General features: G+C 72.1%; 3 protein-coding genes and 2 pseudogenes. All 5 read right to left on the reverse strand.

Features of this window, described 5'->3' with window-relative positions:
- The coding region (locus tag MXD58_RS19720) for a serine/threonine-protein kinase (protein ID WP_250609704.1) at positions 1–1,677 on the reverse strand (1,677 nt) is incomplete at its 3' end.
- 118 nt (positions 1,678–1,795) lie between these two features.
- Positions 1,796–2,152, reverse strand: coding sequence for a hypothetical protein (locus MXD58_RS19725; protein WP_248837673.1), 357 nt, complete (start codon positions 2,150–2,152; stop codon positions 1,796–1,798).
- A gap of 597 nt (positions 2,153–2,749) precedes the next feature.
- A pseudogene (locus MXD58_RS31210) lies at positions 2,750–3,112 on the reverse strand (toll/interleukin-1 receptor domain-containing protein); the annotation flags it as partial.
- Positions 3,113–3,523: 411 nt separating this feature from the next.
- Positions 3,524–3,952, reverse strand: coding sequence for an SgcJ/EcaC family oxidoreductase (locus tag MXD58_RS19730; protein ID WP_248837672.1), 429 nt, complete (start codon positions 3,950–3,952; stop codon positions 3,524–3,526).
- A 315-nt stretch (positions 3,953–4,267) separates the two neighbouring features.
- Positions 4,268–5,015: pseudogene (locus MXD58_RS19735) on the reverse strand (hypothetical protein); the annotation flags it as partial.

A 5,015-nucleotide genomic window follows, 5' to 3' on the forward strand; every position in this document is an offset into this window, starting at 1 on the left:
GGCCGGGGCGCCCTGGGACGGGACTTGTCCCGCCGCCTGGTCGCCAGCAGGCGATGACGCCGCGGCGGTCGCCGGCGCGGCGCCCGGGCCGCTGGCCGAGGCCGTCGCCACACCTGCCGGCGCCTTCTGGCCACCGGAGGATCGCGTGGAGTTCGACGCAGGCATGTCGGCACCCGGTGCGCCGGCGGGCGTGGAGGCGTCCGGTTCCTCGGTGTTCGGCAGGGCCGCGGCCCCCGCCTGATCGAACGAGGGGCGGACTCCGTCCGTCAACGGTGTCAACTGGGCCAACGCGAGCACTGCCTCGTCATCGGTTCCAGCCGGGCTGGTCGGGTCCGCGTGCTCCCTGGCCCGATCCGACCAGGCACCAGCCCGCTCGGACTGGGCCTCGGGTCGGGCGGCGGACCGGCTGGGCTGACGGTCTCCGGGCTGGGCCGACTCGGCATCGGGGGGGTCCGACCGGGCAGGGGACGGGCCCGGCTGGGCGATGACGGGGACCGCCTCGGCCTCGGAGGAACCCTCCGGCTGGGCGGTCGGCGGGCCGGGCCGGGCCCGCGCCGAGTCCGCCTGCGCCGAGTCCGATCGGGCGGTTGGCGGGCCTGCCTGGGCGAGGAGCGGTTCCGCGGCAGACGGGCCGGCCGCGGCCAGCGAGGTATCGGCGCGTCCGGACGGGGTGCTGGCCTGTTCGGTCGGGGTGCTGGCCTGTTCGGGCCGGTCGATGGCGGGAGCTGGCTCGTCGTCGGTCGGGTCGGGCTGGAGGATGTCCAGCAGGGTGACGCCGTTGAGCGTCTGTTCGTCCAGACGGTCCGCGATCTCGCGCAGCCGGCCCCGGGCCTCGGCGAGCGAAGGCCGATGGCGCGGATTGGCGGCGAGCAGTTCGGTGAGCACTGCCCGCAGCGGCCCACTGTGGCGGAACGGACGGCGCCGGTCCTGGACGACGGCGGCGAGGACAGCGAGCGTGCCGTCCCCCTCGAACGGCGGGACGCCCTCGACCGCGGTGAACAGGGTGGCTCCGAGTCCCCACACGTCACCCGCGGTGCCGACCCGGTCGCCGCGGGCGCGTTCGGGCGGAATGTAGGCGGGTGAGCCGACGAGCATCCCCGCCTCGGTCAGGGTCGCGTCGCCCTCGGAGACCGCGATGCCGAAGTCGGTGAGGCGGGCCTGGCCATCGGTGCTGACCAGCACGTTTCCTGGCTTGACGTCGCGGTGAACCACCCCGGCGCGGTGCGCGGCCTCCAAGGCGTAGGCGAGGCTCACCCCGATCCTGGCCGCGCGCAGCGGCGTGATCCGGCCGTGCTCGCGGATCAGCTCGGCGAGTGACTGGCCGTCGACGTACTCCATGACGATCCAGGTGCGGTCGTCGGCGTGGATGACGTCGTAGACGGTGACCAGGCCCGGGTGGCGCAGCCGGGCGGCCGCGCGGGCCTCCCGCAGCACCCGCGCGTTGAACACCTCGGCCTCGACCTGCGAGGCGGCCGGCGGGCGACGGAGCTCCTTGATGGCGACGCGGCGGCGTAACAGGGTGTCCTCGCCCTCGCGGACGACGCCTCCGCCGCCGCGTCCGAGCAGACGCCCCAGTGTGTAGCGACCGCCGAGCCGCCCGTCCGGGCTCGCGGTTCGGTCGGTCGGCATGGCCCGCTGCGCCCCCAGTTCCACGATGATGTCACCGTATGACCCCATCCTCTGACGTCGTTGGCTCTGAAGCGGCACGAACGCCACGGCGAGTCGCGTAGCCGCGTCGTCGCGCAGTGACGCCAACCCGCGGCGCAGGGGACTCCAGCCCCTGGGTGGGCTGCGGTCAGACCTGCACTGAACAGTGGGCGAGACCAGCATCCTCCGGCGACAGGTAGCACAGGCTGCTTCCGGCGAACCACAGAGGCACTGTCTTCTTTACCTCGACGGGCACTGTCTTCTGCACCTCGACGCCGCTTATCTCTAGTTGGTGGACGACACTTCCCGGCGGCGCCAGCACACTTTCCCCGGGCTCCGGGAGAATGCGATAGTGGCCCTGCCAAGGTTCTTCCGGCCCACTGCCTCCGTCGACAGGAGGCTTGATGGTAATCGAGCCGTCGGCGGTAAGCTTCGTTGTTACCTGACAGATGTTCGAGGTGGTTCCGGCGCTGCGCACGTCTTTGACACAGAGCCAGGTACCCACAATCCTTTCCTGGAAGGTCGGGTCGGGGGTGGCTGTTGGGGATACCCGTGGCGCGGCCGTGTTCCCGCCTGTGGACGGCGACTCTGGCGGTGCGCTCCGGGGAGGTGCGCTCCGGGGAGATGCGCTCCGGGGAGATGCGCTCCGGGCCGGCGGCGGGGTTCTCACCTCGGGCGGCGCCGTCGCGGGTTGGGTGACAGCGCCGGGAACCCCGAGCGTGGATGACCCGTCCGCCGTGCCGAACGGGGCCGGTAGATCGCCGCTCGAGACGGCCATGAGGGCCACCGCCACCACCGCCGCCACCACCGCCACCACCGCCACCAGAACAATCGGTCGCCGGCCAGGTCGCCCGCGGTGCGCACGCCTCCTACCCGTTCGTCCCGCGCCAGGCGTGCCACGTTCCCGGAGGTCGGCTCCCGGACGTCCGGAGGGGACGGCATGCGTCGGCGCGGCTGCCCCGGGGAACATCGGCGCAGGCCCGCTGGAAGGGGCCGAGCGGGTGGGAAAAGCTGGTGCCGCATCAGGTTTTCGTCGCCCCGTCAGTGCTCCGCGGATGCCTTCCGCCAGGGCCCTCCGCGCGGGCTCCTCCGCGAGGTCGGCCACGACGATGGGGACCAGGCCGCCGAGGACTCCGTCCAGCACGCAGTGGTCTACCCGCACGGGCAGCAGCCGGCGTTGCGTGGCACCGGGTTCGACGGCCCAGGCGGGCGCCCCCGGCGCCCCCGCGACAAAGCTCCGCAGGTAGGAATCGGAGACGACCAGGATTGTCCGGTCGGCGTTCCGCAGCCATTCGTGCAGCATCCGGTTCTGGTTTGAACCCGCGACGAGGTCCCAGGCCACGATCCGTACCCGGTATCCCGCTGCTTCCAGCTGCCAGGCCAGCCATTCGGCCCATCGAAGGTCGCTCTCGACGTAAGAGACGAAGAAATCATGTTCTTCGGTGGCGGGTGCGGCCCCCGGCATCAACCCGACCTCCTGTTAGCCGATTTTCAGGCCAGATGGTACGGGGGGCCGCGTGTTACCGCCGAGGAGACCTTGGCTGGTCGAATCTCCCTGGCGGCTGTGTCGTTCGACCCAACCCCACGATCGCCGGTGCCGGCCGACCGGTGCTCCCGTGACGTTCAGGGTCCGCCGTGGCAGCGTTTTCCCAGGTAAGAAGCCGGACCTGCGCGCCTGGCCGCAGGTGGCGGCGGCCAGCTGACTGCCCTCCCCCATCCGCGCCCCGCACGCTGGCTCAGGCCCATGGGGACATCACCGTGACCATGGGCCGAACCAGGTGGGCCACACAAGGCGGGCCGGTGGGGTGAGCGTGGTTCGAGTGGGCGGTTATGGTGCCGGTGTCGCGTGGTGCCAGCCGCCCGGGCGAGGAACCGATCAGACCGGCGGCGTCGCGATCGGGGTGTTCTGCGCCGCGGCCAGCCACCAGCGACCGTCGCGCTCGACCAGGGTGTAGAGGGCCATCTCGGAGAACCCCGGTCCCGTTCGCGCCCGGCGGCGGATCTGGCCCACCGCGACACCGGGCGCCGGCGCACGCACGGCGACGACCTCGAAGTCCGAAGGCGGCGCCGTTGCGCGGGCCATGAGCGTCCGGTGCACCGCGTTGAGCTCGTCGAAGCCGGCCAGGGTCGCTCCATACGGGCTGCCCCACATCACGTCGGCAGCAAACGAACGGTCGTAGCCGTCGGCGTCGGAGGTGTTCAGGCTCTCCTGCAACTCGGCGGCGAACCGGGCGACGGCTGCCTCGGCCGCGGCGTGCGCGGCATCGTCGTCATCCAGGACCGGCCGGTTTTCGTTCGGACTCATGCTGGGAACGGTAGAAGCTGAAGTTGACTGCCGATGGCGGAGTCCCTCGGCCTCGGGGTCACCGCGTGGAGCCCGCTGGGCGGAGGAGTCCTGTCCGGCAACTACCTCCCCTCTTCCACTGCCCCACCCACCGGCAGCGCCCCCGAGCAGGTGAACGACGCCGCTCGAGGAGGACACCGGCTTCGCGCCGGGCTTCCCGACCGCCTTCATCGACCAGACCTCACCCTGGGTCCTCGGCGCCGCCCTCGTGGAGGCGGGACGGCGGTAGTCGACCGCCGCCGCACGTCACTGTGGAGCGTCGGCCAGGCAGGGCGACTAACGCAGGTGCCGCACCAGGGACACCCGCGGGCCGGACGCCGGATGGCTGGGCGCGGGCGGTGCAGGTGTCGGGGCGAAACCCAGGTCACGCAGGGCACGGCGATAGGCGACGCCGAGCGCGTCGAAGCTCCGGTGGACCTCGTGGGCAGCGAACAGCCGCACGGGGCGCTGCGACTCGACGATGCGACGGTCGGGTGCCCAGACGCGATCCTCGACGGTTTGCAGCGCGGCGCCGTCGACCGGGCCGTCGCCGTGCACCGCCGGGTCGAACGCCGACATCCAGTACAGCCGCAGCGTCGTCGCGGTGGTCGGCGCGCTGACCGCGAACATCACCGAACCCGGGCCGTGGGCCCCCGCGAGCCACACACCAAACGGCAGCTCGATCCGATAGCGAAAGTGCGTCTCGCCGACGGGACGCCGTCCGTCCGGCCCTGGCTCGGCCACCGGATCCACCGCCGGATAGCGGTATTCGGCCCGCACCGTGTCGCCATCGCGGTGCACCGGGTACGGCTCGACCGTGCGCACACGCGGGTTGCCGAACGTGTCCGGATGCAGCACCGAGAAGTGCCCGATGTCGCAGAAGTTCTCGACCTGACGGGCTGCCTGCGCCGACCAGTCCTGCGCCGCGCCGACATGGTGCGGCCAGGCCCGGTCCTCGATCTCAGGGAACCTCGCGATGACCCCCCCGGTCCCGCCACCCGGCGGCGAGGAGGATCGATACCCGATGTTCCAGCCACGCCGCGAT

It is taken from the genome of Frankia sp. AgKG'84/4, assembly GCF_023242965.2.
In the GTDB taxonomy this organism is placed as follows: domain Bacteria; phylum Actinomycetota; class Actinomycetes; order Frankiales; family Frankiaceae; genus Frankia.